A 24,897-nucleotide genomic window follows, 5' to 3' on the forward strand; every position below is an offset into this window, starting at 1 on the left:
CTTGCTGTAGATCAAGCCTCTTCGCATCAGGCTGTGCCATACTAAGCTATTGCTTTTTCATAAGGACATGCGGTGCCTGCAACAACCAAGAGCCAAGAACCTGTTTTTTCTGCCCATCAGCTAACCCGTCATTACCAGATGGGAGATGTGCTGATCCAGGCACTGCGTGGGGTCGATCTGGAGCTGTATCGCGGTGAGTTCGTGGTGCTGTTAGGCGCCTCCGGCTCTGGTAAATCGACCTTACTCAATATTCTGGGCGGGCTGGATACGGCCAGCTCAGGTGAGCTGCGTTATGGCGATACGGTGTTAAGCCAGGCTGATGACAAGGCGCTCACCCGCTATCGTCGCGAACAGGTCGGCTTTGTGTTTCAGTTTTACAACCTGATCCCCAGTTTGACCGCACTGGAAAATGTTGCTCTGGTCACAGACATCAGTCCCAGCCCGATGTCGCCGCACGAGGCGCTGGCGATGGTGGATCTGAACGAGCGCAGCAGTCACTTCCCGTCACAATTGTCCGGCGGTGAACAACAGCGGGTGGCGATTGCCCGTGCCATTGCCAAAAAACCACGGGTGCTGCTGTGCGACGAGCCCACAGGCGCGCTGGATTCCAAAACCGGCAGCAAGGTGATGGCGGTGTTGCATCAGATCAACCAACAATTGGGCACCACCACCCTGGTGATTACCCATAACGAAGCCATTGCCGCCATGGCTGATCGGGTCATTCGCTTAAAAGACGGTCAAATCGTCGATATTCAGCACAACCCCAATCCCAAATCAGCCTCGGAGCTAAGCTGGTAATGCAGGCCTTGCAACGCAAACTCTGGCGCGATCTGCTGGCGATGAAAGGTCAGATCCTGGCCATCGCTGCTGTGATAGGGGCCGGTGTCATGGTGCTGTTTCTGGCTGTCACTACGCTGGATATGCTGGAACGGGCGCAACAGCGCTTTTATCAGCAGGCCCATTTTGGCGATGTTTTTGTCGATCTAACCAGAGCACCAGAGCACTTGATCCCACAATTGCAACTGCTGCCCGGCGTACAACAGGTGCAAAGCTCAGTCCGGGCCCCGGTGCGGCTGGAAGTGGTCGGTTTTGACGATCCTATTCGTGGGCTGATGCTGTCGCTGCCGGAGCAGGGCTTGCCCCGGCTAAATCAACTGGTGTTGCTGCGCGGGCACTTCCCTGCTGAGGCCAATGAAGTTGCTATCACCGAACCCTTTGCCAACGCGCATCAATTGGAACCCGGCGATCAGCTCACGGCGGTGATCCAGGGCCGCTTGCAGCGCCTGCAAATTAGCGCCATCGTGCTATCGCCTGAATTTATTTACCAGCTTGGTCCGGCCGACTTGCTGCCCGACTACCAGCGCTTTGGCGTGTTATGGATGCCAAGGCAAGCGCTGGCCCATGCCTTTCAGATGGATGGCGCGTTCAATCATTTGAGTGTTAGCCTGCAGCGCGGTGTCAATCCACTGCCGGTGCTGGATGCGCTGGATCTGCTGCTGGCCCCCTATGGCAGCCGGGGCAGCTACCTCAGGGCCGAGCAAGCCTCGCATCGCTTTTTAACCGAAGAATTGGAGCAGCTAAGCGTAATGGCCTGGGTGCTGCCACTGTTGTTTCTTGGTGTAGCTGCGTTCCTGCTCAATGTGCTGATTGGCCGGCTGGTGCGCAATCAGTTGCAGCAAATTGCGGTGCTAAAAGCCTTCGGCTACAGCCATGGCGCCTTGCTGCTGCATTACCTGCAACTGGCCTGCGTGATTGTGGTGATCGGAGTGGTGGCAGGCGTTGGCCTTGGGCTTTGGACGGCAACCGGCCTGGCAGAGCTTTATGCCGCTTACTTTCATTTTCCCGCTATGGAATTGCGGGTGCAACTGCGTCATCTGGCCCTGGCCTTGCTGGTGGCTTTGCTGGCCGCCATGGTCGGTGTTTTCAGCATCCTGCGCCAGGTCGCCAGGCTACAACCTGCTGCAGCGATGCGCCCGGCGGTACCTCCGCAATTTCAGCGCGGCCTGGCAGAAAAGATGGTACTGCGTCCCTGGTTGGGCCAACTGAACCGGATCATTCTACGCAACCTGCTGCGTTACCCCGGCCGTAGCCTGCTGTCGGTGTTGGGGATAGCGCTGTCCTCAGCCTTGCTGTTGGTCGGCAGTTTTCAGTTTCATGCCCTCAATGCCTTGCTGGATATTCAGTACCGCCACATCCTGCAAATGGACACCCAGCTGATGCTAAGCGAAGCCAGCCCGGAGCGGGTACTGGCCGAAATTCGGGCAGAGCCCGGTGTGCTGGCCGCCGAAGCCTTTCGCATGGTGCCGGTGCGGTTGCACTACCAACGCACCTCCTATCGCACTGTGCTGCAAGGGCTGGAAGCCAGACCTCAACTCAGGCGATTGCTGGACCAGGAATTGATACCCATTGAACTGCCCGCAGAAGGCCTGGTGTTAACCCGCTATCTGGCCGATTACCTTGGGGTCAAACCCGGCGATATGGTGCAGGCAGAGCTAATGGAAGGAGCCAACCGCTTGGTGGAGCTGCCTTTGGCGGCGGTGGTGGATGAACCGGTTGGCGTCAGTGGCTACATGGAGCGCAGAGCTTTAAACCGCTTATTGCGGGAAGGCCCTGCCATTTCCGGCGTCTGGTTACTGACCGATCCGCTCAAGCGCACTGAGCTCCAACAACGGCTGCAGCAGCGCCCCGCTATCGCCGGCATCAGCCAGATGGCCGATATTGAGCAGCAGCTGAGGAATTACATTGCCGATACCCTGCTGGGGATGATGACTATCCTGCTGCTGATGGCTATATCCATCACCTTTGCGGTGATCTACAACAATGCCCGCATTGCCCTGGCTGAGCGCTCGCGCGAGTTGGCAACCTTGCGGGTACTGGGCTTTGAGCGTTATCAGGTCGGCTGGGTGCTGGCCGGTGAAGTGCTGCTGCTGACCCTGCTGGCGATCCCTTTGGGCTGGTTGCTGGGTACCGGCTTTGCCTGGTCGTTGCAACAGGCACTGACCATGGATCTGTTTCGCTTACCTTTTGTACTGGAGCCGTCCAGCTTTGCGCTGGCTGCGCTCGGGGTACTGCTGGCCACCGCTTTGTCGCTCAGCCTGATGCTCAGGCGTTTTCAGCAACTGGATATGATTTCAGCTTTAAAAACGGAGTAACCTCATGATCATCCGAACCAAACACTGGTTTTTGTTCCTGCTGACCGCAACAGTGCTGCTGGCGCTGTTGCTGGCACTGCGGCCTGCTGCTGTGCAGGTGTCGGTCAGCGAGATACAAGCTGGCTATTTTGCCGAAACCATTGCCGATGAAGGCAGAACCCGGCTGCGCGATACCTACACCATTTCGGCGCCGATAGACGGCTACCTGCACCGGGTGGAGCTGGAGCCGGGCGATGCGGTCCAGGCCGGCCAGGCCCTGCTAACCCTGGAGCCTGCACCAACACCAGCGCTGGATGCGCGCAGCCTGGAGCAGGCCCGGGAACAGCTGTCGGCCGCCAAAGCCAGGCTGCTGGCCGCTGAAGCCAGTTTTGACAGCAGCGAGCAGGAGCGCCGCTACACGGAGCAGGAGTACCAGCGTCATCAGGGCCTGCAACAGCAAGGCGTGATTTCAGCCACTCAACTGGAGCGGCTACGCCACGAGTGGCAGCGCGCCCAGGCGGCCGAACGCGTTGCCCGGGCAGCCATTGATGTCGCCCGCTACGAGGTGGAGAACGCCCGCGCCCTGCTGGCCATTACCGATGGCAGTCGCAGTGGTGATGCGCGTATTTTGCAGGTATTGGCACCGGTCAGTGGCCTGGTGCTGCAGCGTCACCGCTGCTGCGAAGGCGTCATTATGGCCGGAGCTCCGGTGCTGACACTGGGCGACTTGCATCAATTGGAGGTGCAGGTTGATTTACTATCGGCCGACGCCGTCCAGGTGCGCCCCGGCATGACGGTGCATCTGGAGCGCTGGGGTGGTGATACAACTTTGCAGGGACTGGTCCGGCGGGTAGAACCAGCCGGGTTTACCCGGGTATCGGCGCTGGGGGTGGATGAGCAACGGGTGCCGGTGCTGGTAAGCATTGAGTCGAACCCTGAACTTTGGCAGCAATTGGGGGAAGGCTACCGGGTCGAAGCCCGCTTTGTGCTCTGGCAAGGCGATGATGTGCTCAGCCTGCCCACCAGTGCATTATTCCGTGAGCAACGCCAAGATGCCGGACAGACGAATGACCAACCAGGCTGGGCGGTATTTGTCGCTAAAAACGGCAAAGCAGAGTTGCGATTTGTGGAGATTGGCCGTCGCAGCGGACTAGTGACGCAGCTGGAGTCCGGCCTTCAATCCGGCGAGCTGGTGATCACCCATCCGCCAGCCAGTTTGCAATCAGGTGATCGAATTCAGTACTCGCGCCGTCGTTGAGACAGATCAAGTAAGCTGCGCAAAAAATGCGCTACACTCCTAAATGAAAATAACCAAAGGAGCGCGCGATGCCATTGCAAAAGCTAAAACAAGAGTTACTGCAACGCAAAATGAAGCTGGAACGGCAAATTGCCGCCATCGAGCACGATTTTCGCCAGGGCCGAAGCTCCGATTTAGCCGAGCAGGCGCAAGAGCGGGAGAATGATGACGTACTCACTGCACTGGAACTTAAAGCTGAGCAGGAGCTACAACACATCAATCGTGCTTTAGCCCGTATGGAGCAAGGCAACTACGACCATTGCTCGGTTTGCCAGGATGTCATTGCCATCGAACGACTTAACGCGATTCCCTACACCACGCTTTGCATCAAGTGCGCCAACCAAACTAGTTAGTTTCTATCCAGATACGGCATCCATGCACTGAGCTAGCGTCCGCTTTCAGGGCGGGCATTGCTTAGGCGATCAGCCAGGCTACAAGGCTCCTTTGAGTGGGATCTTGATATAAGCGGTACCATTACTCTCCGCAGTTGGCAACTTTCCAGCACGGATATTGACCTGCACCGAAGGGTAAATCAGCCGCGGTACAGCCAGGGTCGCATCACGCGCCATGCGCTTTTGCACAAAGTCCTGCTGCTCAGTTTTTGCCGCAACATGAATATTTTGCTGTTTTTGCTCCCCCACCGTGGTTTTGTAACGCAGTTCACGGCCATTGGGCTGGTAGTCATGGCACATGTACATCGGGGTGTCATCCGGCAATTGGTACAGCCGCTGAATGGACTGATAGAGCACAGCCGCATCACCGCCCGGAAAATCACAGCGTGCCGTGCCTGCATCCGGCATAAACAAGGAGTCACCAACAAAAAGGTGACCGGCTATCAGATAACTGACGCTGTCGTTGGTGTGCCCCGGTGTATTGATGACCCGTCCGGTCAGAGCGCCAATCTGGAAAGTCTCGCCGTCATGAAACAGATGATCGAAGCACTCCCCCTTGGCGGTCAGCTCTTCGTCACCGATATTAAACACCACCTTAAAGGTCTGCTGCACCTTGCGAATGCCTTCACCAATGCCCACCCGGGCACCGGTTTTTTGCCGCAGGTAATGGGCAGCGGATAAATGATCGGCATGGGCATGGGTTTCTAAAATCCATTGCAGCTTTAGCTCATGCTGATTCAGGTAAGCCAATATCTGATCGGCACTGCGGGTATCCACCATACCGGCAGCGGCATCGTAATCCAGCACAGGATCAATCAACGCCGCCATGTTACTGCTCTTATCCACCAGCAAATAGCTGAAAGTACTGCTATCGTTATCAAAAAACATCTCAATGTGCATCGGCTGCTGTTGCGTGGTCATCGGGGCACCTTTTTAAATTAGATTTCACTAAATAGTGATTGCATCATAGCTGAGCACAGTTTAAAATGCAATTCGGTTATATGCATATTCTTTTTTGGAATATATAAGTTATGTTAGCACTTTTAGGCGCACTAATTATAGGTCTTAGTCTTGGTTTATTTGGCTCAGGCGGCTCAATTCTGACCGTCCCGGTGCTATTGTACCTGTTGGGCATGCCGGCAGAGTTAGCCATTGCTTCATCATTGCTTATCGTCGCAGCCATCAGTGCTTTTGGCTCTTTTCACAATGGTTTTAAGCGACTAATCAGCTGGCGTCATGTCTTTTGGTTTGGTATCCCGGGCATGTTTGGAACCTATCTGGGTGCCTGGGCAGGCACCTTGGTAGACAGCCGTTGGCAGTTATTGGCATTTGCGCTATTGATGGTGGTTGCCGCTGTCTTTATGTGGCGCACTAAATTAAAAGATACCGCCAATCAGTTAGCCTTTAACAAGGCCAAAGTACTGGCCGATGGTTTGGTTGTCGGGGCAGTCACCGGCTTCGTTGGCGTTGGTGGTGGCTTTCTCATCGTGCCAGCACTGGTACTGATGGGCGGTTTGCCTATCGTGATTGGCGTGGCAACCAGTCTGGTGGTGATCGCCTTAAAATCCTTTGTTGGCTTTGCCAAATACTATGTGGTTTTTACCAGTCAGGGGTTAAGTTTTGACTGGACCGTCATTGGTCTTATGGTTGTGGCCGGTATTGCTGGCAGTTACTTAGGTGCCTGGATTGGCCGCCGTTTGCCCAAAGAAAAGTTGCAACGTGGTTTTGCGGTATTTCTAGCCATAATGGCCGTCGTTGTTGTCACTCAATCCGTTATCTGAACAATGGAGACACCCATGAAAACATCTCAACAGTTGGTAGCAGAAGCGAAAGCTGCCATTAAAGAAGTGGATCTTGAGCAGCTTTCAAACTACTTGAACACCCATCCTGAGCCAAGGCTGATTGACGTGCGTGAGCCGGCTGAGTTTGCTCAGGGCCATATCGCCGGCGCCGTGAATTATCCCAGAGGGGTGCTGGAAATGCAGCTGGCCAATCATCCTGCGGTAGCGGCCAGCGGCTGTGCCCCTGATGTCGCTTTGGCTCAACTCGCTGCCGAGCCCCTGTATTTAATTTGCCGCTCTGGCGCACGCTCGGCACTGGCAACTGAGTCACTGCAACGCATGGGTTTTTCCGACGTGTATTCCGTAGCACCCGGTATGCAGGGCTGGTTTGACGCACAACTACCTGTGGTAAAATAAGAGGGCATGATGGAAAACTTTACCCCGCTATCCGCTCTGATTGGTGGCAGCTTTATTGGCTTGGGCGCCTTATTACTGATGGCTGCCCTTGGGAAAATTGCTGGCATTTCCGGCATTAGCAGCCGGGCTATCTTTGAGCGTGAAGGGCGCAGCTGGCGGCTGGCCTTTGTTGCTGGCTTATTGATTGGGCCTGTAGCCGTCGGTCTGTTGCTTAGTGACTTTAGCTTCAGTACGCCTGAATTCACCCTACGAACCGTGGTTGCCGGCTTGCTGGTCGGCCTTGGCACGGCCTGGGGCAGTGGTTGCACGTCCGGTCATGGTGTTTGCGGGATCGGTCGGTTTTCAACACGCTCCATCCTGGCCACGCTGGTATTTATGGCAGTCGGCGTCTTTGTTGCCAGCCTGTTTTAACGGAGATAGTTATGCACCTACTGATTGCTTTTTTAGCTGGTTTTTTAATGTCCGTCGGCATTGCAGTCTCTAAAATGATTGACCCGGCTAAAGTAGTGGCCTTTTTAGATCTGACCGGTAACTGGGATCCCAGCTTAGCTCTGGTGATGGCCGCTGCACTGGCCGTCTACAGCATCGGTTTCAGGCTGATACGCCAGAAAGCAGCGCCCATTCTGGCAGAAAAGTTTGAGCTGCCGCTGTTAACCAAACCAGACAAACCACTGTTAATCGGAGCTGCGATTTTTGGCTTGGGTTGGGGCTTGGCAGGATATTGCCCCGGGCCGGCGATTAGTGCCCTTAGTGCTGGTAGCATCGGCACCCTTGGTTTTGTCATAGCCATGATCGCAGGCTGGTACCTGGCTAGAAAGTGGCCTCTGCCACACTAAGTTTTGCTCCTTCAGGCAATGAAACCTGGCTATTCGACAGATGACGTTGCTGTAGGCGAACCCAGGCTGGCCATTCCTGTTAGCGAGCGCTATGCTTTGTTAATACCAAGCAAGCTGAGTGAAAAACGTGGTCAACTGCATGATGTCCGGGTTCAAGCTTCAGCTGGTGTCGAACGTCGGCTCATCCGCCATGGTGAGCAACATCCGTTGCAGGGGCAAAACATGCACCAAATACTGAGTAGCCTCTCGCCTGAAGAGCATCTGGTTCGTCAATGAGTACACATCAGCACAGTGCCAGCAGTGCTGATGCCACCAAAGTCACCTTAATTGGCTCGGTAGCGGATCTGCTGCTGGGCCTGCTAAAAATTATGACGGGTATCGTTGGCCACTCTGCTGCTCTGGTAGCCGATGGCATTCATTCGTTATCCGATCTGGCCACCGATGCCGTGGTACTGATCAGCATACGACTGGGTGGTAAAGCCGCGGATCAAAACCACCCTTTCGGTCATAGGCGCATAGAAACCTTAGGCACTGTCCTGCTGGGTCTGATGCTGCTGGCAGTCGCCCTGGGCCTGCTATGGCAAAACAGTCTCACCTTGCTACAAGGCCAGGGCAACACCGTCCCGACCTGGCCAGTGCTGCTGGTTGCTGCCTTGTCCTGGTTGGTCAAAGAAGGCCTCTACTGGTACACCATCAAAGCAGCCCGGGCTATGGGGTCCGATTTACTCAGCGCCAATGCCTGGCACAGCCGCAGCGATGCGTTTTCTTCCATTGTGGTGCTGATGGGAGCTGGTGGTGCCATGCTGGGGATCTGGTGGTTGGATGCGGTGGCAGCCCTATTGGTTGCTGTACTGATTGGGTTGATCAGTGTGCAACTGCTAAAACGTAGCCTGGCAGAGCTAATCGATACCGCTATCCCTGAGCAACAGCAACAAAGCTACCGTCAGCTGATTTTGCAAACGGACGGGATCCACGCCATCAATGCTCTACGTAGCCGCACCAGTGGCGGTAAGGTGCTGCTGGAGCTAAAACTGGAAGTTGCGCCTCGGCTTAGCGCCTCTGAAGCCCACTGGCTTGGGCATCAGGTCAAACAACAGCTGAAGCAACAGTTTGCTGAAATCGGCGATATCCTGGTACACATCAACAGCCCCGCCAGCTCGCTGCCAGAGCAGCAGGCAAGCAGCTCTCTTCGCCCGGCTATGCAGCAAGCGATGGAAACCCTGCTGCAAAGCTATCAACTCGAAGCGACCGATGCTGAATTTTTTCTCTACTGCCAGCAACCGGTGCGGATCGATATTTTGCTCAGCCCCAAAGCGCAAACAAAATTAGCCGAAATCGGCACAAAACAACTGCAGCATCAATTGCAACAAATCTGGCCGCAGAGCAAGCAACTGCACATTCATTTTTACCAGGAAAAATCAGACTAGCCAGCTGTTTTTCCTTTTATTTTTCGTCTATGCCAACTACCATTATGGCAAAATTATGACGGATAAATCACGATGACAACAAAGCGCTTAGTTCAAGCTCTTGCCACAGGCATTGCTTTGTTAGCTACCACCACCAGCGCCAACGAGTTTGGCATCTACGGCCGGGCACACCTGTCGGTTGATCAACTGGACAATGGCAACGACAGTGGCCTGAATATTTCCAGCAATGCCAGCCGTTTTGGCATTCGCGGCTCGCACCAGGTGCAGGACAACCTAAAAGTGCTACTGCAAATTGAAAGCCTGATCCGCCTCGATGAAGGCAGTGGCGACTGGGCCTCGCGCAACAGCTTTTTAGGCTTGCAAGGCGATTTTGGCCTGGTACGGGCCGGCTTTTTTGATACCCCACTGAAAAATGTTCGCAGCCGCACCGACTTATTTGGCGATCAGGTCGGGGATGCCCGCAACATCGTGCGCGGTGGCGGTGTCGATTTAGACCGGCGTTTTCGCAATGGCCTGCACTATCAAACCCCGGCCATGCAAAACATCACACTGGATCTGCATTATTCATCCAATGATCGCACCGGAAGCACCACCGATAACAAAGACGATGCGTATAGTGGCTCGGTCACTTTTGACAACAAAGAGCTGATGGTGATGCTGGCCTACGAGCGCCGCAACCGCCTGGATAACCCGGCTCTCAGCGGCATTCGGGCCGGTGCCAGTTATCGTTTAACCGAACAATGGCGTCTGACGGCGTTCTGGCAACAAAGTGAAAGCTTCAGTGGCGGTGATCGCAGCGCCTACGGTGTGGGCGCGGCTTACCGCATCAACGATGCGTACAGCGTTAAAGGCCAGTTGTACCATGCCGGCTCTGCCGATGCCGATGACAGCGGTGCCACCATGGTGTCGCTTGGCGTGGATCGCCGCTTTGGCCGCAACCTGACCTTGTATGGCGCAGCAGCCATGACCAATAACCAGCAAAATGCCAGCTTTAACGTCTCTGCCGGCGGCGGTCATGGCAAATCGTTAACCATTGAACCCAGCCAGGATCCATGGGCCTTGTCGGTTGGGGTTATTTACAACTTCTCGGCCAATTTTGGCCTGTGAATAAACCAGCATACAGGGTAAAACACAGCCGCTGGTACCATGACAGTTTAGTGAAGTTATCCTTGTCCAGCTTGACAAGCTGGCTTTTCGCTTTACAATGCAGCGCAATTACAACCACCGCGAGGACCCACTGTGGGCGAACAATCTGGTAGTAGGCCAAGGCCTGTTGCGCAAATAAACGTCTGATAGTGTAGTCACTGTGGTGTACTGCTCTGTCGATGACAGGGTAGTGATGGTAATCAATTTCCTTTCTCTGCCTTACCCAATACAAAATTATATCTGCTTTGCTGACTTACCCCTGCAATGGCGCTGATCTTTGTTTTGTATTTTTTGCCGCAACAAGCCCTTGCCTGACATATTGATTCACTCTGGTGGCCACTTCGCGCTAACTGAAGAGGAACAGGCACATGATACTTTTAAAGCATGCTGCTTTGCGTGATGCAACCTTAGCCCCATCCAAATCGTTAGTGTTCGCTGCGCTGATGCTAGGTTTTTGCCTTGTTAGCCTGCAAGCCCAGGCTGGCCGCCCAATGTTAACCGACGACGCCACTATTGTTGATCAGTGCCAGCTGGAAAGCTGGTGGCAACGTGAGCGTAGCGGTAACAGCTTATGGCTGGCACCGGCTTGCCAGCTGGCAGGGGTGGAATGGGGTTTAGGCGTGGCGCGCACCGCCAGCGGTGAACCCCAGCTATATCAACTGGCTGCAAAAACAGAACTTAAACCATTAATGGCTAACAGCTTTGGTGTTACCGCTCAGCTGGCTTATCAGTTTGCGGCGGGTTCGCAGCAACATGGTGACATACAACTTAATCTGGCACTCACCCAAAGCTGGCAGGACGACGCCTGGTTACTGCATCTGAATGCAGGATATATGCAACGCTACCAGCAAAGCAATGACTGGACTGCCGGTATAGCGCTACAACGCGAGCTTGCTGCTAACCAGTGGCTGTTTGTTGAGCTGTACCGCGAGCAGGCTGGCCGCCCGCTCTATCAGCTTGGCTATTTACAGGAAGTGTTACCAGGCCGTTTGCAACTGGATGCAAGCTATGGCAACCGCCTGCACCGCCAAGGCCGCGAAGACTTTATTTCGGCAGGTGCAGTGCTGTATTTCAACATTTTCTGATAGGAGACTTAGCAGATGAATGGACAAGACTTAATTTTCACGCTGAAAACTATTGCCTTAAGTAAAGACCGGCTTGAGATGCAGCAGCTATTGCAGCAGTGTCACCCGGCAGATATCGGCGCTGTACTGGGCGCCTTTGAACTGGAGCAGGTTTGTTTGTTGCTGGCACTGACTCCGGCCGCGGCTCGAGCAGAGCTTTTTGGGTATATTGACAAAGATAAAGAAGCCGATATTGTGCGGGCACTGGATAATCAGGCTGTGTCAGAGCTGTTTTTACACATGTCGCCGGATGAGCGGGCTGATTTATTTAATGTGTTATCCGAAGAGGATCAAGCCAAAGTATTACCTGGCCTGGCGCAGGCTGAGCGCGAAGATATTCGACGGCTGGCATCCTTTGATGAAGACAAAACCGGTTCGGTGATGACGTCTGATTATGCATTGCTGGATCAGCAACTGACTGCGGCACAGGGCATTGCTCGCTTACGAAAAGTCGCACCCGATAAAGAAACCATTTATCAGGCTTACATTGTTGATGCTGACAGACGTTTGCTGGGGACAGTGTCGTTACGCCAACTGATCATGGCAGAACCTGAGCAGTTAATCTGTGACTTTATGCAACGTGAGCCAATTTTTGTTAGCGCTGACGCCCCGCGGGAAATCGCTGCTCAACTGATTTCCAAGTATGACTTGCTGGCGTTACCTGTGATAAACGGCGGCGACAAGCTGGTAGGGATTGTGACCTATGATGATGCAATGGACGTGGCATCAGAAGAAGCCGATCAGGATTTTCATAAAACCGGTGCCGTTGGTCAGGTTTTAGGCAGCATTAAAGATGCCAGCGTAAAAATGCTCTATCAAAAGCGGGTGTTTTGGCTGGTGCTGCTGGTGTTTGGCAATATCTTTTCTGGTGCTGGTATTGCCTACTTTGAAGATACCATTGCCGCCTACGTCGCTTTGGTCTTTTTCTTACCCCTGCTGGTAGACAGTGGCGGTAATGCTGGTTCGCAGTCAGCCACCTTAATGGTGCGCGCGCTGGCTACCGGCGAAATAGTGTTAAAAGACTGGGCTAGCATGTTGGGTCGCGAATTTATCGTTGCCGGCTTACTGGGCCTGACCATGGCTGCTGCGGTGTCAGTGTTGGGTATCTGGCGAGGCGGGCCTGAAATTGCGTTAGTGGTGGCGTTAACCATGCAACTAGTGGTTATTATAGGGAGTGTTATTGGTATGTCACTGCCTTTTATACTCAGCCGCTTTAAGCTGGACCCGGCCGCTGCCAGTGCACCGTTAATCACCTCGATTGCCGATGCCTGTGGCGTACTGATCTACTTCGGCATGGCCACCTGGTTGCTAGATTTACCGGTAACAGGCTAGCTTCATCAAACCATCACCGGGAACCACCAGACTGCTGGTAGTTCCCGGCTGCGGCGCTTAATCTTATCGTTTATCACTCAAGCGTACTGGAGTACCAGTACGCAGGGTTAATTTCCATTAATAAAAAGTCAGGAAGATTAATAGCGCGACACCCAATATCAAGCGGTAAATCACAAAGGGCAGCATGCCCATGCGGCTGATAATTTTCAGGAAGAAATGAATACAGATCAGCGCACTGAAAAAGGCTAACACTAGGCCTAAACCGAGGCTGTAAAAATCATAAATCTCTGGGTTTTTAAGTAGCTTACTTGTTTGATAGCCGCCTATTAACACGATAATCGGGATCGACAGTAAAAACGAAAAGCGGGCAGCGCTGGCTCTGTCTAACCCCAGCATTAACCCCGCGGTCATAGTGATACCTGAACGTGAGGTACCAGGGATCAACGAAATTGCTTGCGCCACGCCAATGATCAGCACCTGACGCCAGCCAATTTGCTCCATCACAGTATGCTGCTTAGCGGTGCTATCGGCGTACCACAGTAAGCTACCAAAAATCAGCGTGGTAATAGCAATAACCCAGGGCGAGCGCAATAAAGTTTCAATCATTTCCGCAAAAATTAACCCCGCAAGACCTGCCGGAATAGTGGCCGCAATCACCATCCAGGCCAAGGTGCCATAGGTGCTCTGCTGGCCACTGCAGGAATTTAACCAGCCTACCGTCAAATGCCCAATATCTTGCCTAAAATACAGCATTACCGCTAATAAAGTGCCAACATGCACGGCCACATCAAAGGCAATGCCCTGATCCTGCCAGCCCAGCACCGCCGAGGGCAGAATTAAGTGTGCTGATGAGGAAATTGGTAAAAACTCGGTAATGCCCTGAATTATTGCCAGGATAATCACTTCTATAGTAGACAAACTTATATACTCCAGTTGAAAGAAAAAAGACATTGCTCTTATGGCTCACAATTATACAGCCACGGTTAAGCTTACTTGCGCGGTGTAGCAGGATTAAGACAGTTAAGGCCACATAAGTATTGTTAATTGGTGTGGTTTATAACTTTTCAGCTAATTTCGGCAGCTAAGTTTGCAGCCTGAAACGACTTTTATGCCGTTTCAGGCTGAGATTTAACTTGTTTTTACTCATGCCCCCAGGGTGCTGGTGGTAGTTTCTCCAGTGGCTTGCTCAGATCAAAATCCAGCCGCCAGGTCCAGTTATCGCCACTAAAAGTACCGTAGGTATAGCGCTCTCCCGGCACAATTTCGATGCGCCAGCCAAGGGCGGAACCATCTTCTGCGGTGCGCTCGGTAAATAAAAACTGTTGCTGCTCTGGTGTGCCCTGCCCGATGGATAAACCACCGTACATGGTGTTGCTTTCATCCGGTGCGCCGGTGTTTAACCGATGGTCATGCCGCAGCTCCAACTGCCCATCCTGCCAGCTGTAACGCCAGGTACGCGAGCGATCCCAACTGCCATCGACAGCACCAATATGAAATGGCAGTGCCAGTAACTCACTGGAGCACTCACGAAAGTGCACAATCAGGCGCTCATTGCCTTCCAGCAAATCCGGCCGGTCGTCCCGGGCTATCACCCGCCGGCCTTCGAATGCCTGACCGCAGTGCTGTGCCATATTCAGCCAAAATTGTGCGGCCGCCTCATTTTGTGTTGCCACCGCGGGTGCTGTTGTGCCAAGGAACAATGCCACTATCCATTCCATCCTGTATTACCTATTCGTTCGACTTTGACGGTAAGTGCAATCTACCACAGCAAACATACGCAACAAAGAAGGCCTCGCTGCAAAGCGCAAAAGCAACTATGCTAAAGAAAGCGCAAAGTCAGAAACCATCGGAGTAGCAATGACAGATCCTTTTATGCAGGCAGCCATCGAAGAAGCCAAAAAAGGGTTAGCTGAAGGCGGCATACCTATTGGCTCCGTGCTGGTGATAGATGGCAAGATTGTAGGTCGTGGTCATAACCAACGCGTACAGCAAGGCAGCGCCATCTTGCATGCCGAAATGCATTGCCTGGAACAAGCCGGGCGCTTGTCGCCTGCCGATTACAAAAAAGCCACGCTCTATTCCACCTTATCGCCCTGTGATATGTGCAGCGGCACAGCCTTGTTGTACGGCATCCCCACCATCGTAGTGGGTGAAAACAAAACCTTTCAGGGACCGGAGGATTATGTTCGCAGTCGGGGGGTAAAACTGACGATTTTACAGGATGCAGAATGCATCCAACTGATGGAAGACTTTATTGCCAGCTCACCGGAACTATGGTACGAAGATATAGGCAAGGAATGATTTAGCTTTCGCTGTAAAAAGGAATCGATCATGCAGTCTGTTGTGATTTCTGCGTTAATTGTCTGGGTGCTTTTTTTCAATCAGCTGTTGGCAAAAACCGTGGTACGGGTTGGAGCTTACCAGTTTCCCCCATACATCGAACTGGAGCATGGGCTGGCCAAAGGCTTTACCGTGGAGCTGATCCGACAGCTAAATCGCATGCAGCAAGACTACCAGTTTGAGTTGGTGCTCACCACGCCAATCCGCCGTCATCAGGATTACCAGCAAGGCTTGTTTGATGCCATTTTCTTTGAAGACCCTTACTGGGGCTGGGTGCAGCGAGGCATTGAAATTGACCATTCACCGGCCTTTGCCAAAGATGATGAAGTGTTTATTGCGCTGGCAAGCAACGCCCACTCACAGCAATGGTTCGATGACATACACGATAAAACCATTGCAGGTATTCTGGGGTATCACTACCGTATTACCAACTATGAAACCGATCCTGAGCTGCTTGCCACCAAGTACCACATGACACTGGTCAATGATCACCAGGCCAGCATTGAGCTGGTGCTGAAACAGCGAACAGATACCGCCATCGTTACCCGTTCTTTTTTTCATCAGTATTTGCGATCCAATCCAGAAAGTAGCGACAAAATCATTATTTCCGACCGGGTTGATCAAAGTTACCAGCACCAACTTTTGATCAATCCAGAGCATGGGCTTGCGATAGAAACGCTGTATCAGTGGGTACTTCAAATCCTGCAACAAGAGCAACTGAGCCATAAGCTTCATCATTATGGCCTTACCCAGTTACCCGAAGTGACAGAGCACTAAACATCAACCAAAAAAGCGGTCAAAACCTGCGCTGTAACAATAGTCAGAGCTTTTAGGTATGCTATGCTGCTGTTATTGTAAACTAAACTGATGCATGGAAAGACTATGGGGAGTTTTGCCAAAGTGTATAACTTTATTGAACAAACCTTTTTTTATACCCTGACCCGTAAAATAATCGGCAACATTGGTTTCCTGGCGTTTTTCTTTGCGGCAGCGCTTTACCTGGCGTACCCGGCTGAAGGTGCCACTACCGGCTGGTGGCTTTTGTTGTTAGTGGGGACCGTAGCCTTTATCTTTACCATTTTTTATTTGCATCATTTAATCGTCCGTCCGGTGCATGCCTTAGTGTCGGCCTTGCAGGAGACCAATAACAAAGGTACCGATTTACAGCACCGCCTGCCCGCTTTTACGCACGATGAGTTTCGCACTCTGTCCGAGCAGTACAACCAGTTTGTCAGTCAGTTGGGGCAATTGTTGGGCGAAATTCACCAGGAAGCAAAACGAACTCATGAGACCAATGAACAGGTATCAAAAGCCGTTCGTACCACCCGCAGCCATTTACAGGATACCGAAAAGCGCAGCCATCAGATCCGTGGTGAGAGTGATCAGGTTTTAGAATACCTGGCGGATATTGTGCAGCATGGCGATCAAATGAGTGAGGTAGCCACTGTGACCGTCAGCAGCGCTCAGGGTGCCAGCAGTCAAATGCAGCAACTGTCTGGCCAATTAGCGAGTATTGTCAAACTGCTGGATACCTTTGGTCAAACCATCAATGGTTTGCATCAGAATGCTGAAAATGTACGACAAATTCTGGTGATGGTAGAAAACTTCTCCGATCAAACCAACTTATTGGCGCTCAATGCTGCCATAGAGGCAGCCCGGGCAGGTGAAGCAGGCCGAGGCTTTGCAGTAGTGGCCGATGAAGTCCGCACTTTGGCGGCGAAGGTCAACGATGCTACCCGCCAGATTTCCGGCTTTTTAAATGATATGGAGCGATTGGTGCAGGAAACTCGCACGGAGTCGGAAAGCTTAAACCAGCAGGCCAAACAAGCCCAGCAACAAACCAGTGTCACCAGTAACGAATTTGTTGGTTTGCAGCAACAGCTGGCAGATGCTAAAAACCGTGTGCAAAGCATCAATGACACCGTAGGTGCCCTTGAGAAGCGCTACCAGCAAACCCATCAACATTTATCGGCTATTGAGCATGTCACCAACGAAGCCAATACCCAGATGACATCTATTGATGATGCCGCCAAAGCTTTGCTGGAGGGCACCGCCAGAACCCAGCAGCAACTCGGCCGCTTTGCACGCAAAGGTCAGTAAAGCCAGTCGGCATACGCATGCAGTATGCCGACGGTTATCTTTGTGAAAAATCAGCAAAAATGATAAGTCTGGCTGGCTAAAATTTGCTACAATAGCCGAAATTTAGCACAGCTTTAACGGGGGAGTTATGCCGGTCAGCAGCCAACACAAAGTTTATATTCCAAACAGTTCCAGAGACAACCAGTATCTACTTGCTGAGTTCAGCCTGACGGATGCTATTCTGGCTCGCTTTGGCGCACCCATGGTGGATAGTGCCGAACCTTTCAAAGAGTTTTACCTGCAATTGGGTAAGATTTTCTTTGAACTGGCCGATCAGGCTGGCCTGCGCAATGTGCATCTGATTGCCAATGGTAAAACGCCAGTAGTGCGTTTTCATACCGAAGCCTATACCCTGCAAACCGCCGAGCAAATTCTGTTTTTCTACAACCCGGCCTATCACGAAGCACAGAACAGCTTTTTTAATCCGGCAGAAAAAGCCCGTAAAGTTTCCCTGCTATTTCTGGCCACTGATGCCAATATCCGTGCCAATGCTGCCGATTTTCATAACAAAGTCCGCTCCTTATTGCAGCGCTTTAGCGATGAAATCAACAGTCCGGAACTCAGTATCAAGGTGCGTGACCATCAGCATCTTACCTACGACTTATTTGCCAAGCAAAAAGGTGTGAAAGAAAGCTATGGCTACAAGCTACGTTCTCTGGATGCCCGCTACAAGGCACGCAATTGTGAACTGCCAGAAAAGCACAGCGCCTTGACCTATGCCATCATCAACTTACCACTGAGCCGCTATGTCAAAGAACAGGTGACTATTGATACTAAATCGGATCGGCCTTACAACGCCTTGTACCAACTGATCCAGGATCAATTTGTTGAGGCAACCAGTTTAAATAAACTGACCCACCGTGCCGTTCTGGCCAATGGCCTGTTGCCACTGGTGCGAAACAGTAAGTTTGATAAAATGAGTACCGGCAAAGAGTTGCAGATGATTGGTTTTGATACCAGCGTCAGCGAAGGCCAACTGATTGCCGACTGGGACGACAGCAACCTGGTGGAATCTGCGCAATTCATTATCTTTGCGACCAAAGACGATTACACCGATATGGGTTATGGCCGCTTTATGAACCAGGTCGAAACGGCGTTGCGTCGTTTTGCCAAAGGGGTGAATCTGAACCCGGAGCGTGACGACTTAGTGGTGCGCTTTCATCAACACATCAGTTATCACCTGTAACCAACACCTTTCTTTCGAAAGCCACCCTTGCGGTGGCTTTTTTGTGTGTCACACCACTTTGGAATAACGCTGCTGGCCCTGCTGCAAATACACATCAAAGGCACTGCAAATGCTCCGCACCCACAATCTGCCCGCCTCCGAAACCCGGATGTTTCCGGGTTGAACCTGAACCAGGCCATCTTCAATAAAGGGGGCGAGCTTCTGCAGACTGTTGGCAAAGTAGCTGGCAAAGTCAAGCTGCCACTTACTCGCAAAGGCAATCGTATCCAGGTTAAAATGACAAATTAGCTCAGCGATTAATTCAGCACGAATGCAATCATCTTTCGACAACACAAAGCCCTTGGCCAGCGGCAAATGGCCGGCCTCCATGGCCTGGTAATAGCCCGGCAAGTCTTTTTCGTGCTGCCACAGCACGCCATCGACCTGACTAATCGAGGACACACCAAGGCCTAACAAGGCATTCTGACCATGGGTGGTATAACCCTGAAAGTTACGCTGCAGCTGCCCTGCCCGCTGTGCTTTGGCCAAACCATCCTCCGGCTTGGCAAAGTGATCCATGCCAATGAACTGATAACCGGCCTGACTGAAGGTGGCGATGCCTTGCTGCAATAAGGCCAGCTTGGTTTCAGCTCCCGGCATAGCGGCTTCCGGCAACTTGCGCTGAGCGGCAAAGCGCGCTGGCAAGTGCGCATAACTAAATAAAGAGACCCGATCCGGATCCAGCGCTACTACCTGGTCCAGCGTCTGCTGAAACGATGCGGCTTGCTGGTATGGCAAACCATACACCAGATCCAGGTTGATTGACGCAAATCCGAGCTTTTTAGCCACCTGAACCAGCTGGCGTACCAAATCCGCATCTTGCACCCGGTTGATGGTAATTTGCACCTGCTGGTCGAAGTCCTGCACGCCAAAACTGACCCGGTTAAAGCCAAGCCCACGCAAATGCGCCAGTTTTTCCAGGCTGCAGCTACGCGGATCAATTTCAATACTGAGCTCATCAAGTGCTGCACAATCAAAGTACTGATGAAACAGCTGCATCAAACGGCTCAGCTGCTGCTCGGTTAAAAAAGTCGGTGTGCCACCACCCAAATGAATTTGGCCAATTGAGCGGTGCGCCACCAAGGGCTGATACATCGCCATCTCCTGCTCCAGCGCATCCAGATACCGATCCGCCTTGTGCTGATGACGGGTAATCACCTTGTTGCAACCGCAGTAGTAACAAAGCTGATGGCAAAATGGCAAGTGCAGATACAGGCTTAGCTCGCCTGAAGACTGTTGCAGGGTGTTTTGTACGATAGCCGCTTCAAAGGGTGCCTGCAACGCCAGTGCTGTCGGGTAGGAGGTATAGCGTGGCCCATGAATATTGTACTTGGCAATCAGAGCCGGATCCCAGTGAATGCCTGACATAGTTATTCTCATCGCATGGAAATCAGCGGCTAGTTTAACTTTTCACCCTAAACGCTGCCTTGATCTGCCGCAACAAATGCAGCCGCAACAACAGTGATCTTACGTCACTATGCGCGCTGACGCACCGACAGCAAAGTAACCTCTCCCTATAGTGAATTACCAGCTCACACAATCCTGTGTAAACTGCGAAAACACCGAGGTTACTATGAACCAGAACTTTGAACAAAATAATGCCGAAAAGTTGGCACAAACCAATCAAACCACCAACAACCCTAAAGGTGGGAATAAAGATCAAAAAGACCAAAAAGGTCAGGCATCTACCTTGCCCGCTGGTGATTCGAAAAAACCAAAGCAAGATCAACAAAACCCATCTAAAAATCAATAAAACCATCAAACAAGCATGAACTGCCGGTATCTATCAGATACCGGCGCATTAGAAATCTGCAAATACCACTCCGGCCAACACCATCCACTCACAATGGATCTGTACCTACTCCTCACTTCGTTTCCAATCGGCTAAAAGAGAACAACTCTGACAATGGGTGTGCTTTCTTTTCAATGTGGGCGCGCAGTAATCCGGCGCCGAGCATACTGTAGGTAATGCCATTGCCACCATAGGCCAGAGCAAATAACACCCGAGGGCCGTATTGCGGATGCGGGCCAAACAGCGGCAAACCATCGATGGTTTCGGCAAAGGTACCAGCCCAGGCGAAGGCAGGTTTTAGCTGCAACTGAGGAAATAAGCGCGTGACCTTACGCTGCAGCTTTGCCGCCTTTCGCTCGACCAACCTGTCCCGGCGCGATGGGATATCGTATTCGTCGTCTTCACCGCCCACCAACAATCGCCCATCGCCAGTACTGCGAAGGTAAATATACGGCCTGGAAGACTCCCATAACATGGTATGTGCCAACCAACCCAGCTCCCGCTTATCTAACGGATCCGTAATATAAGCGTAGCTACTACGGTTTTTTGCGACACTCTGTTTTAACCAGTTTTGCGCTTCATAGCCATTCGCTACCACCAGATGTTTCGCTCTGACCGTTCGTCCATTCTCACTAGTCAGCTGTACCGAATGGTCATCCACCTTGATTGACTCCACCAGTGTACGATCAAACACACCGGTGCCTTGTTGCTGCATCTGGCGTAACAATCGGGATGCCAGCCTGTACGGGTCAACACGGGCAGCTACAGTACTGAGTATCGCCGCAGGTGCCGTCAGTTGATACTCATCTTTAAGTGCTTTGCGGCTTAGCCAGTGCACCGGAAAACCATGTTTTTCCCGCCAGGCGAACTCCTCCGCCAGTCGGAGGTGATCCACGCGATTGCTCGCGTAGTACAGGCTTTTACAGTTAGCAAAATCCACATTGCCGACCTGATGGGCTAATGCTGCGATCTCACTGATCGCGTGTAAACATGATTGATAGGCCAGCTTCGCTGCGGCCTGATCGTATCGCTTGGCGATATCTGTTGCATGGGTATCAATTTCGTACTGCAGTAAGGCCGTACTGGCGGATGTACTGCCCCAACAAACATCGCGTTTTTCGAGCACGACAACATCGAAACTATGACGAGCCAACTCATTCGCAATCAGTGCGCCAGTAATCCCTGCACCTATCACCGCCACATCGCAAGTCAAGTCGGTATCCAGCTGCGGAAACGCATACATCAGACCATTCTTGACTGCCCAAAAAGGATAACCGCTCTTCAAATCCACCCTAAACTCCTGATTGGTTATCTAAAATGTACCAGCCGAAGAAGCTACCAAAACACACCTGCCTGAAAACTGAGGCGACCAAATAGCTTTGTCACTTACTTTTGTAGCAAGGCTGTTGCTTAGTCACAAGGTTATGAAAAGGGATCAACCACGTCCGTTCGATACCACACGAAGCGAAGCAGTATTTCCATAATCACAATGGAAGGTACGCTAGCGCACGCTGATCCCCTATGCGCGCTGACGCACCGACACAAATCCAGTTTCGCTCTATGGTATCTAACCAGTCTGCACATTTTGGTGCGGACTGAGTGAACACTGAGGTTTGTATGAACCAGAATACAAAAGGCAATGATCCCGGCAAGAATGAGCCAGCAAACGCCTTGCCTGTATGAAGAATAAAAACGCAGATGTTAACAATGTTCGACATCGAACATAACTGCATCACCATCTGGAGTAAGCTGCCAATTTCGGCTTACTCCATTCTTTTTCACACCACAGCAGACGAACTGAGGTTATGATGAACGAATCAAAACTTGCCACTCCCGCAGTCTTGCAACTGCAGCTGAACCAACTGGCCAGCGACATGGTACAGATGCGTTGTGAAGCTGTGGTACAACAAAAGTTCTGGTATCAACAACAGCTTCGGATGGAGCAAGACAATCAATTGTTATCGCTCGCTTTGCTGCAAAGCGGCGCATTGCATACCAGCACCCAGGCCAGGCTGCAACAACTGAGCTGCGACAACCAATACGATGCCCTGACGCAAACACTCAACCGCAACATAATGTTGGATCGGATTGGTCATGCCATCAGTATGGCCAAGCGCCAACACAAGCAGTTTGCTTTGCTCTTTATCGATTTGGATAACTTTAAACCAATCAATGATCTGCATGGTCACTCCGCTGGGGATGACGCGCTAAAGCAAGTTAGCCAGCGCATTCTATCGGCGATACGCAGCAGCGACGCGGTGAGCCGCCATGGTGGCGATGAGTTTCTGGTACTGCTGACAGAGGTGAAGAACAGAGCCGATGTCATCGCCTTTACCAGAAAACTGGGCAAAAGTTTAACTAAGCCCTATCAGATCCATGGGCATGAGATTAAGTTATCGGCCAGTATCGGTATTGCCCTTTATCCGGATCATGCCAGTACCGCAGAGACCTTGATCAGTTATGCCGATGCCGGCATGTACAAAGCCAAACACCAAGGTGGCGGCCGCGCCTGCTAACAGCAAAAACATTGTGGTCACTAAGATCGCTGGCGCACCGACCCAGCGATCTTATGTCGCTAAACTGACTACCAGACAACGACAAACCGGTCGTTGTAGTACTTAACCGGAGTTATCATGAATAAGCCAACAGAAACCAATAGCGCTCAAAGCACCTTTGACCGTGGTGTCGATGCCGCCTCAGGCAGTGTTCACAAAGCCATTGACAGTGCCTCGGATGCCTCTGGCCCAGCCATTAAAAAAGCAACCGATACCGCCCACAGTACAGTGGATTCTATGACCAAAGGTGCTCATCAGGCCTCTGAAACTGTGTCGGCCAAAAGCGCTCAGTTGCAGCACCTGCAACAGCAACTCGCAGACAGCACCAGAGCCCAGATCCGTAATCACCCTTTGTTATCCCTTGGGATAGCTCTGGCCAGTGGCGCACTTTTTGCCATGTGGCTAAACCGTCATGCCGGTGAGAAAAATGCCAGCTAAACCAACCCAAACACCTGCTGATGCAGGTGTTTCTCCATCAGAGCCAGAGCTTAGTGCTGAACTGTCAGGCTGGTGGCTGCAGCTCAAAGTATTGCTGCATGACCAGCTCGAGCTGCTGACGCTGGAAGGCGAGCGCGTTGCCAGAAGCATGGTAGCCCTTTATGTGTTCGGGCTGATAGCAGGATTGCTGGCGCTGACCTTATGGTTTGGTGCATTGGCTCAAATTATTTTATTAGCGCAGCAAACAACCTTGTCTGCCTGGCAATCGCTGGGATTGGCAATGATCGTCAATGCACTTGGCTTATGGCTTGTGCTAAACCGCTGCGCCTATTACAGCAGCCTGTTGCGCTTTCCTGCTACCATCCAAAGTCTGCGACCAGCACCTGCCCCAATCACTCTGGATAAAAAGGACTAGCAAGATGCCAGCACAACCTGCGTTAAATCAGCGGATCGAGCTGCTGATGCAACAACTGCCACAGCAGCGGCAGCAACTTACACGCCAAACAAACCTGATCACGTCGGTACTCGCAGCCAGGCTGTGCTCCCCGCAAGCTTTGGTAGCAGCAACCCTGACAGGTGCACTGGTGACTGTTTGGTGGCATGGGCATGATCACAGCCCAAATTCCCTTAGTGCGCATCAAGCCAAGTCCCAGCTGGGCTGGGATATCGTTTACCAAGCCCTTTGGCAGAACTTATGGCGTCCCTTGCTCAGCCAATAAGCGGATAGGTGTATCGGGTAACGGCTCACCGAGCAAACGTCGATACGCATCCAGGCTACATTGATAGCACTCGCATGCCAGCCCTTCGATAGCAGTTCGGTTTAGCAGCCGAATATTGCCCCGGCTGTAGCTGATCCATTGATTTTGCTGCATCACGCCAGCGGCCACCGTCACCCCACTGCGTCGAACCCCCAGCATATCGGCCAGGAATTGATGCGTAAGATAAAACGAATTGCTATGAGCACGATCATTGCTCATCAGCAACCAGCGAGCCAATCGTTGTTCCAGCGAATGAAAGTGCATGCAAGCTGCGCTTTGCGATAACTGTGCCATTAAAACAAACAGATACTGCTGCAACACAGAGCGCAACTGCGGACACTCAGGCAATAGTTGTTGCAGCTCTGCCAACTCTATGCGCCAGGCGGTTCCTTTGCCCTGCACCACAGCCTGCATCGGTGCCGTACTCACGCCAAGTGCCAGGGTTACCCCCAGCATGCCTTCATTGCCAATTACCCCCATTTCCAACGGTTTATGACCAGCAAGCTTAGTTACCAATGAAATAAAACCACTCATCGGAAAGTACAAAAAACGGTAAGGCTGATTCGGCTCACAGAGTACAACGCCAAATGTTAACTCCACCTGTTCGCAGTGCCGCTGAAGCAACACTCGTTCTTTGGCAGAGATCAGTTCCATCAGGTGATTGGTGATAACAGGATGAGCAGAAACAGACACAGGAGTAACCTTTAGCACCTGGTATACCATAACGGCGCAAGGCTGGTGCTCTGTAGCCTTGAGAAGGAAGTATA

General features: G+C 52.1%; 28 protein-coding genes. 22 read left to right on the plus strand and 6 right to left on the minus strand.

Annotated features, from left to right (window positions below; all coding sequences use genetic code 11):
* The first annotated feature begins 72 nt into the window (after positions 1 to 72).
* From BLW37_RS07875 to BLW37_RS07890, 4 genes are all read left to right on the plus strand, one after another.
* Positions 73 to 798: an ABC transporter ATP-binding protein gene (locus tag BLW37_RS07875; protein ID WP_425426612.1), complete on the plus strand. Its 726-nt coding sequence runs from the start codon at positions 73 to 75 to the stop codon at positions 796 to 798.
* Positions 798 to 3,152 carry an ABC transporter permease gene (locus BLW37_RS07880; protein WP_091341628.1) on the plus strand — a complete coding sequence of 785 codons (2,355 nt, stop codon included), beginning with the start codon at positions 798 to 800 and terminating at the stop codon, positions 3,150 to 3,152. The genes BLW37_RS07875 and BLW37_RS07880 overlap by 1 nt, the downstream gene beginning before the upstream one ends.
* Positions 3,153 to 3,156: 4 nt before the next feature.
* Positions 3,157 to 4,389: an efflux RND transporter periplasmic adaptor subunit gene (locus BLW37_RS07885; protein ID WP_091341630.1), complete on the plus strand. Its 1,233-nt coding sequence runs from the start codon at positions 3,157 to 3,159 to the stop codon at positions 4,387 to 4,389.
* Between the two features lie 68 nt (positions 4,390 to 4,457).
* On the plus strand, positions 4,458 to 4,781 hold the full coding sequence (locus BLW37_RS07890) for a TraR/DksA family transcriptional regulator (protein ID WP_091341632.1): 324 nt from the start codon (positions 4,458 to 4,460) through the stop codon (positions 4,779 to 4,781).
* Positions 4,782 to 4,859: 78 nt separating this feature from the next.
* Here BLW37_RS07890 and BLW37_RS07895 read toward each other — a convergent pair whose 3' ends face one another.
* Positions 4,860 to 5,741: an MBL fold metallo-hydrolase gene (locus BLW37_RS07895; protein WP_245785657.1), complete on the minus strand. Its 882-nt coding sequence runs from the start codon at positions 5,739 to 5,741 to the stop codon at positions 4,860 to 4,862.
* 110 nt (positions 5,742 to 5,851) lie between these two features.
* On the opposite strand from BLW37_RS07895, the gene BLW37_RS07900 reads away from it, so the two are divergent.
* The 9 genes from BLW37_RS07900 to mgtE all read left to right on the plus strand — a co-directional run bounded on the left by BLW37_RS07900 (position 5,852) and on the right by mgtE (position 12,883).
* A complete protein-coding gene (locus BLW37_RS07900) occupies positions 5,852 to 6,601 on the plus strand; it encodes a sulfite exporter TauE/SafE family protein (RefSeq protein WP_091341633.1) in 750 nt (249 codons plus the stop codon).
* A gap of 15 nt (positions 6,602 to 6,616) precedes the next feature.
* A complete protein-coding gene (locus BLW37_RS07905) occupies positions 6,617 to 7,018 on the plus strand; it encodes a rhodanese-like domain-containing protein (protein ID WP_091341635.1) in 402 nt (133 codons plus the stop codon).
* A gap of 9 nt (positions 7,019 to 7,027) precedes the next feature.
* Complete coding sequence (locus BLW37_RS07910; protein ID WP_091342040.1) at positions 7,028 to 7,429, plus strand: YeeE/YedE family protein; 402 nt, start codon at positions 7,028 to 7,030, stop codon at positions 7,427 to 7,429.
* Between the two features lie 11 nt (positions 7,430 to 7,440).
* Complete coding sequence (locus BLW37_RS07915) at positions 7,441 to 7,854, plus strand: DUF6691 family protein (protein ID WP_091341637.1); 414 nt, start codon at positions 7,441 to 7,443, stop codon at positions 7,852 to 7,854.
* An 18-nt stretch (positions 7,855 to 7,872) separates the two neighbouring features.
* Entirely contained in the window at positions 7,873 to 8,130 is a 258-nt protein-coding gene (locus tag BLW37_RS07920) for a hypothetical protein (protein WP_091341638.1), read from the plus strand.
* The gene (locus BLW37_RS07925; RefSeq protein WP_091341640.1) at positions 8,127 to 9,281 is read left to right on the plus strand and encodes a cation diffusion facilitator family transporter; all 1,155 of its coding nucleotides are present in this window, start codon (positions 8,127 to 8,129) and stop codon (positions 9,279 to 9,281) included. The genes BLW37_RS07920 and BLW37_RS07925 overlap by 4 nt, the downstream gene beginning before the upstream one ends.
* A 72-nt stretch (positions 9,282 to 9,353) precedes the next feature.
* Complete coding sequence (locus tag BLW37_RS07930) at positions 9,354 to 10,388, plus strand: porin (RefSeq protein WP_091341641.1); 1,035 nt, start codon at positions 9,354 to 9,356, stop codon at positions 10,386 to 10,388.
* A 407-nt stretch (positions 10,389 to 10,795) separates the two neighbouring features.
* The gene (locus tag BLW37_RS07935) at positions 10,796 to 11,512 is read left to right on the plus strand and encodes a hypothetical protein (protein ID WP_091341643.1); all 717 of its coding nucleotides are present in this window, start codon (positions 10,796 to 10,798) and stop codon (positions 11,510 to 11,512) included.
* Positions 11,513 to 11,527: 15 nt separating this feature from the next.
* The gene (gene mgtE / locus BLW37_RS07940; protein ID WP_091341645.1) at positions 11,528 to 12,883 is read left to right on the plus strand and encodes a magnesium transporter; all 1,356 of its coding nucleotides are present in this window, start codon (positions 11,528 to 11,530) and stop codon (positions 12,881 to 12,883) included.
* A 117-nt stretch (positions 12,884 to 13,000) separates the two neighbouring features.
* On the opposite strand, the gene BLW37_RS07945 is transcribed toward mgtE, so the two are convergent.
* Positions 13,001 to 13,801 (minus strand): undecaprenyl-diphosphate phosphatase, encoded by an 801-nt coding sequence (locus BLW37_RS07945; protein ID WP_091342042.1) that lies wholly within the window; start codon positions 13,799 to 13,801, stop codon positions 13,001 to 13,003.
* Between the two features lie 221 nt (positions 13,802 to 14,022).
* The gene (locus BLW37_RS07950; RefSeq protein ID WP_139243679.1) at positions 14,023 to 14,601 is read right to left on the minus strand and encodes a hypothetical protein; all 579 of its coding nucleotides are present in this window, start codon (positions 14,599 to 14,601) and stop codon (positions 14,023 to 14,025) included.
* Between the two features lie 139 nt (positions 14,602 to 14,740).
* Here BLW37_RS07950 and BLW37_RS07955 point away from each other — a divergent pair, with 139 nt between their 5' ends.
* From BLW37_RS07955 to BLW37_RS07970, 4 genes are all read left to right on the plus strand, one after another.
* The gene (locus BLW37_RS07955; RefSeq protein WP_091341649.1) at positions 14,741 to 15,184 is read left to right on the plus strand and encodes a nucleoside deaminase; all 444 of its coding nucleotides are present in this window, start codon (positions 14,741 to 14,743) and stop codon (positions 15,182 to 15,184) included.
* Positions 15,185 to 15,214: 30 nt separating this feature from the next.
* Positions 15,215 to 16,000, plus strand: coding sequence for a type 2 periplasmic-binding domain-containing protein (locus BLW37_RS07960; protein ID WP_091341651.1), 786 nt, complete (start codon positions 15,215 to 15,217; stop codon positions 15,998 to 16,000).
* 105 nt (positions 16,001 to 16,105) lie between these two features.
* Positions 16,106 to 17,323, plus strand: coding sequence for a methyl-accepting chemotaxis protein (locus BLW37_RS07965; protein WP_091341653.1), 1,218 nt, complete (start codon positions 16,106 to 16,108; stop codon positions 17,321 to 17,323).
* A gap of 127 nt (positions 17,324 to 17,450) precedes the next feature.
* On the plus strand, positions 17,451 to 18,548 hold the full coding sequence (locus tag BLW37_RS07970; RefSeq protein ID WP_091341655.1) for a DUF3083 family protein: 1,098 nt from the start codon (positions 17,451 to 17,453) through the stop codon (positions 18,546 to 18,548).
* A 48-nt stretch (positions 18,549 to 18,596) separates the two neighbouring features.
* Here BLW37_RS07970 and hemN read toward each other — a convergent pair whose 3' ends face one another.
* On the minus strand, positions 18,597 to 19,955 hold the full coding sequence (hemN, locus tag BLW37_RS07975) for an oxygen-independent coproporphyrinogen III oxidase (RefSeq protein ID WP_091341657.1): 1,359 nt from the start codon (positions 19,953 to 19,955) through the stop codon (positions 18,597 to 18,599).
* A 205-nt stretch (positions 19,956 to 20,160) separates the two neighbouring features.
* On the opposite strand from hemN, the gene BLW37_RS07980 reads away from it, so the two are divergent.
* Positions 20,161 to 20,340, plus strand: a complete 180-nt coding sequence (locus tag BLW37_RS07980; protein WP_139243680.1) for a hypothetical protein — start codon at positions 20,161 to 20,163, stop codon at positions 20,338 to 20,340.
* A 112-nt stretch (positions 20,341 to 20,452) separates the two neighbouring features.
* On the opposite strand, the gene BLW37_RS07985 is transcribed toward BLW37_RS07980, so the two are convergent.
* Entirely contained in the window at positions 20,453 to 21,670 is a 1,218-nt protein-coding gene (locus BLW37_RS07985) for an NAD(P)/FAD-dependent oxidoreductase (protein WP_091341661.1), read from the minus strand.
* A gap of 517 nt (positions 21,671 to 22,187) precedes the next feature.
* Between BLW37_RS07985 and BLW37_RS07990 the strand changes: the two genes are divergently transcribed.
* The 4 genes from BLW37_RS07990 to BLW37_RS08005 all read left to right on the plus strand — a co-directional run bounded on the left by BLW37_RS07990 (position 22,188) and on the right by BLW37_RS08005 (position 24,091).
* Positions 22,188 to 22,895 carry a GGDEF domain-containing protein gene (locus tag BLW37_RS07990; protein ID WP_171907577.1) on the plus strand — a complete coding sequence of 236 codons (708 nt, stop codon included), beginning with the start codon at positions 22,188 to 22,190 and terminating at the stop codon, positions 22,893 to 22,895.
* 117 nt (positions 22,896 to 23,012) lie between these two features.
* Positions 23,013 to 23,372: a sensor histidine kinase family protein gene (locus BLW37_RS07995; RefSeq protein ID WP_091341665.1), complete on the plus strand. Its 360-nt coding sequence runs from the start codon at positions 23,013 to 23,015 to the stop codon at positions 23,370 to 23,372.
* Positions 23,362 to 23,787, plus strand: coding sequence for a hypothetical protein (locus BLW37_RS08000; protein WP_091341667.1), 426 nt, complete (start codon positions 23,362 to 23,364; stop codon positions 23,785 to 23,787). The genes BLW37_RS07995 and BLW37_RS08000 overlap by 11 nt, the downstream gene beginning before the upstream one ends.
* A gap of 4 nt (positions 23,788 to 23,791) precedes the next feature.
* Entirely contained in the window at positions 23,792 to 24,091 is a 300-nt protein-coding gene (locus BLW37_RS08005; protein ID WP_091341668.1) for a hypothetical protein, read from the plus strand.
* Here the strand turns inward: BLW37_RS08005 and BLW37_RS08010 are convergent.
* A complete protein-coding gene (locus BLW37_RS08010) occupies positions 24,065 to 24,823 on the minus strand; it encodes a Crp/Fnr family transcriptional regulator (protein ID WP_245785658.1) in 759 nt (252 codons plus the stop codon). The two genes, BLW37_RS08005 and BLW37_RS08010, sit on opposite strands and share 27 nt — an antisense overlap.
* Between the last annotated feature and the right edge of the window lie 74 nt (positions 24,824 to 24,897).

It is taken from the genome of Alkalimonas amylolytica (assembly GCF_900107845.1).
In the GTDB taxonomy this organism is placed as follows: Bacteria; Pseudomonadota; Gammaproteobacteria; order Enterobacterales; family Alteromonadaceae; genus Alkalimonas; species Alkalimonas amylolytica.

Bases quoted from the DNA above. Each gene is read 5' to 3' on its own strand.
- BLW37_RS07880 (WP_091341628.1), top strand. From the start codon at position 798: ATGCAGGCCTTGCAACGCAAACTCTGGCGCGATCTGCTGGCGATGAAA.
- BLW37_RS07885 (WP_091341630.1), top strand. From the start codon at position 3,157: ATGATCATCCGAACCAAACACTGGTTTTTGTTCCTGCTGACCGCAACA.
- BLW37_RS07890 (WP_091341632.1), top strand. From the start codon at position 4,458: ATGCCATTGCAAAAGCTAAAACAAGAGTTACTGCAACGCAAAATGAAG.
- BLW37_RS07895 (WP_245785657.1), bottom strand. From the start codon at position 5,741: ATGACCACGCAACAGCAGCCGATGCACATTGAGATGTTTTTTGATAAC.
- BLW37_RS07900 (WP_091341633.1), top strand. From the start codon at position 5,852: ATGTTAGCACTTTTAGGCGCACTAATTATAGGTCTTAGTCTTGGTTTA.
- BLW37_RS07905 (WP_091341635.1), top strand. From the start codon at position 6,617: ATGAAAACATCTCAACAGTTGGTAGCAGAAGCGAAAGCTGCCATTAAA.
- BLW37_RS07910 (WP_091342040.1), top strand. From the start codon at position 7,028: ATGGAAAACTTTACCCCGCTATCCGCTCTGATTGGTGGCAGCTTTATT.
- BLW37_RS07915 (WP_091341637.1), top strand. From the start codon at position 7,441: ATGCACCTACTGATTGCTTTTTTAGCTGGTTTTTTAATGTCCGTCGGC.
- BLW37_RS07920 (WP_091341638.1), top strand. From the start codon at position 7,873: ATGAAACCTGGCTATTCGACAGATGACGTTGCTGTAGGCGAACCCAGG.
- BLW37_RS07925 (WP_091341640.1), top strand. From the start codon at position 8,127: ATGAGTACACATCAGCACAGTGCCAGCAGTGCTGATGCCACCAAAGTC.
- BLW37_RS07930 (WP_091341641.1), top strand. From the start codon at position 9,354: ATGACAACAAAGCGCTTAGTTCAAGCTCTTGCCACAGGCATTGCTTTG.
- BLW37_RS07935 (WP_091341643.1), top strand. From the start codon at position 10,796: ATGATACTTTTAAAGCATGCTGCTTTGCGTGATGCAACCTTAGCCCCA.
- mgtE (WP_091341645.1), top strand. From the start codon at position 11,528: ATGAATGGACAAGACTTAATTTTCACGCTGAAAACTATTGCCTTAAGT.
- BLW37_RS07950 (WP_139243679.1), bottom strand. From the start codon at position 14,601: ATGGAATGGATAGTGGCATTGTTCCTTGGCACAACAGCACCCGCGGTG.
- BLW37_RS07955 (WP_091341649.1), top strand. From the start codon at position 14,741: ATGACAGATCCTTTTATGCAGGCAGCCATCGAAGAAGCCAAAAAAGGG.
- BLW37_RS07960 (WP_091341651.1), top strand. From the start codon at position 15,215: ATGCAGTCTGTTGTGATTTCTGCGTTAATTGTCTGGGTGCTTTTTTTC.
- BLW37_RS07965 (WP_091341653.1), top strand. From the start codon at position 16,106: ATGGGGAGTTTTGCCAAAGTGTATAACTTTATTGAACAAACCTTTTTT.
- BLW37_RS07970 (WP_091341655.1), top strand. From the start codon at position 17,451: ATGCCGGTCAGCAGCCAACACAAAGTTTATATTCCAAACAGTTCCAGA.
- hemN (WP_091341657.1), bottom strand. From the start codon at position 19,955: ATGTCAGGCATTCACTGGGATCCGGCTCTGATTGCCAAGTACAATATT.
- BLW37_RS07980 (WP_139243680.1), top strand. From the start codon at position 20,161: ATGAACCAGAACTTTGAACAAAATAATGCCGAAAAGTTGGCACAAACC.
- BLW37_RS07990 (WP_171907577.1), top strand. From the start codon at position 22,188: ATGAACGAATCAAAACTTGCCACTCCCGCAGTCTTGCAACTGCAGCTG.
- BLW37_RS07995 (WP_091341665.1), top strand. From the start codon at position 23,013: ATGAATAAGCCAACAGAAACCAATAGCGCTCAAAGCACCTTTGACCGT.
- BLW37_RS08000 (WP_091341667.1), top strand. From the start codon at position 23,362: ATGCCAGCTAAACCAACCCAAACACCTGCTGATGCAGGTGTTTCTCCA.
- BLW37_RS08005 (WP_091341668.1), top strand. From the start codon at position 23,792: ATGCCAGCACAACCTGCGTTAAATCAGCGGATCGAGCTGCTGATGCAA.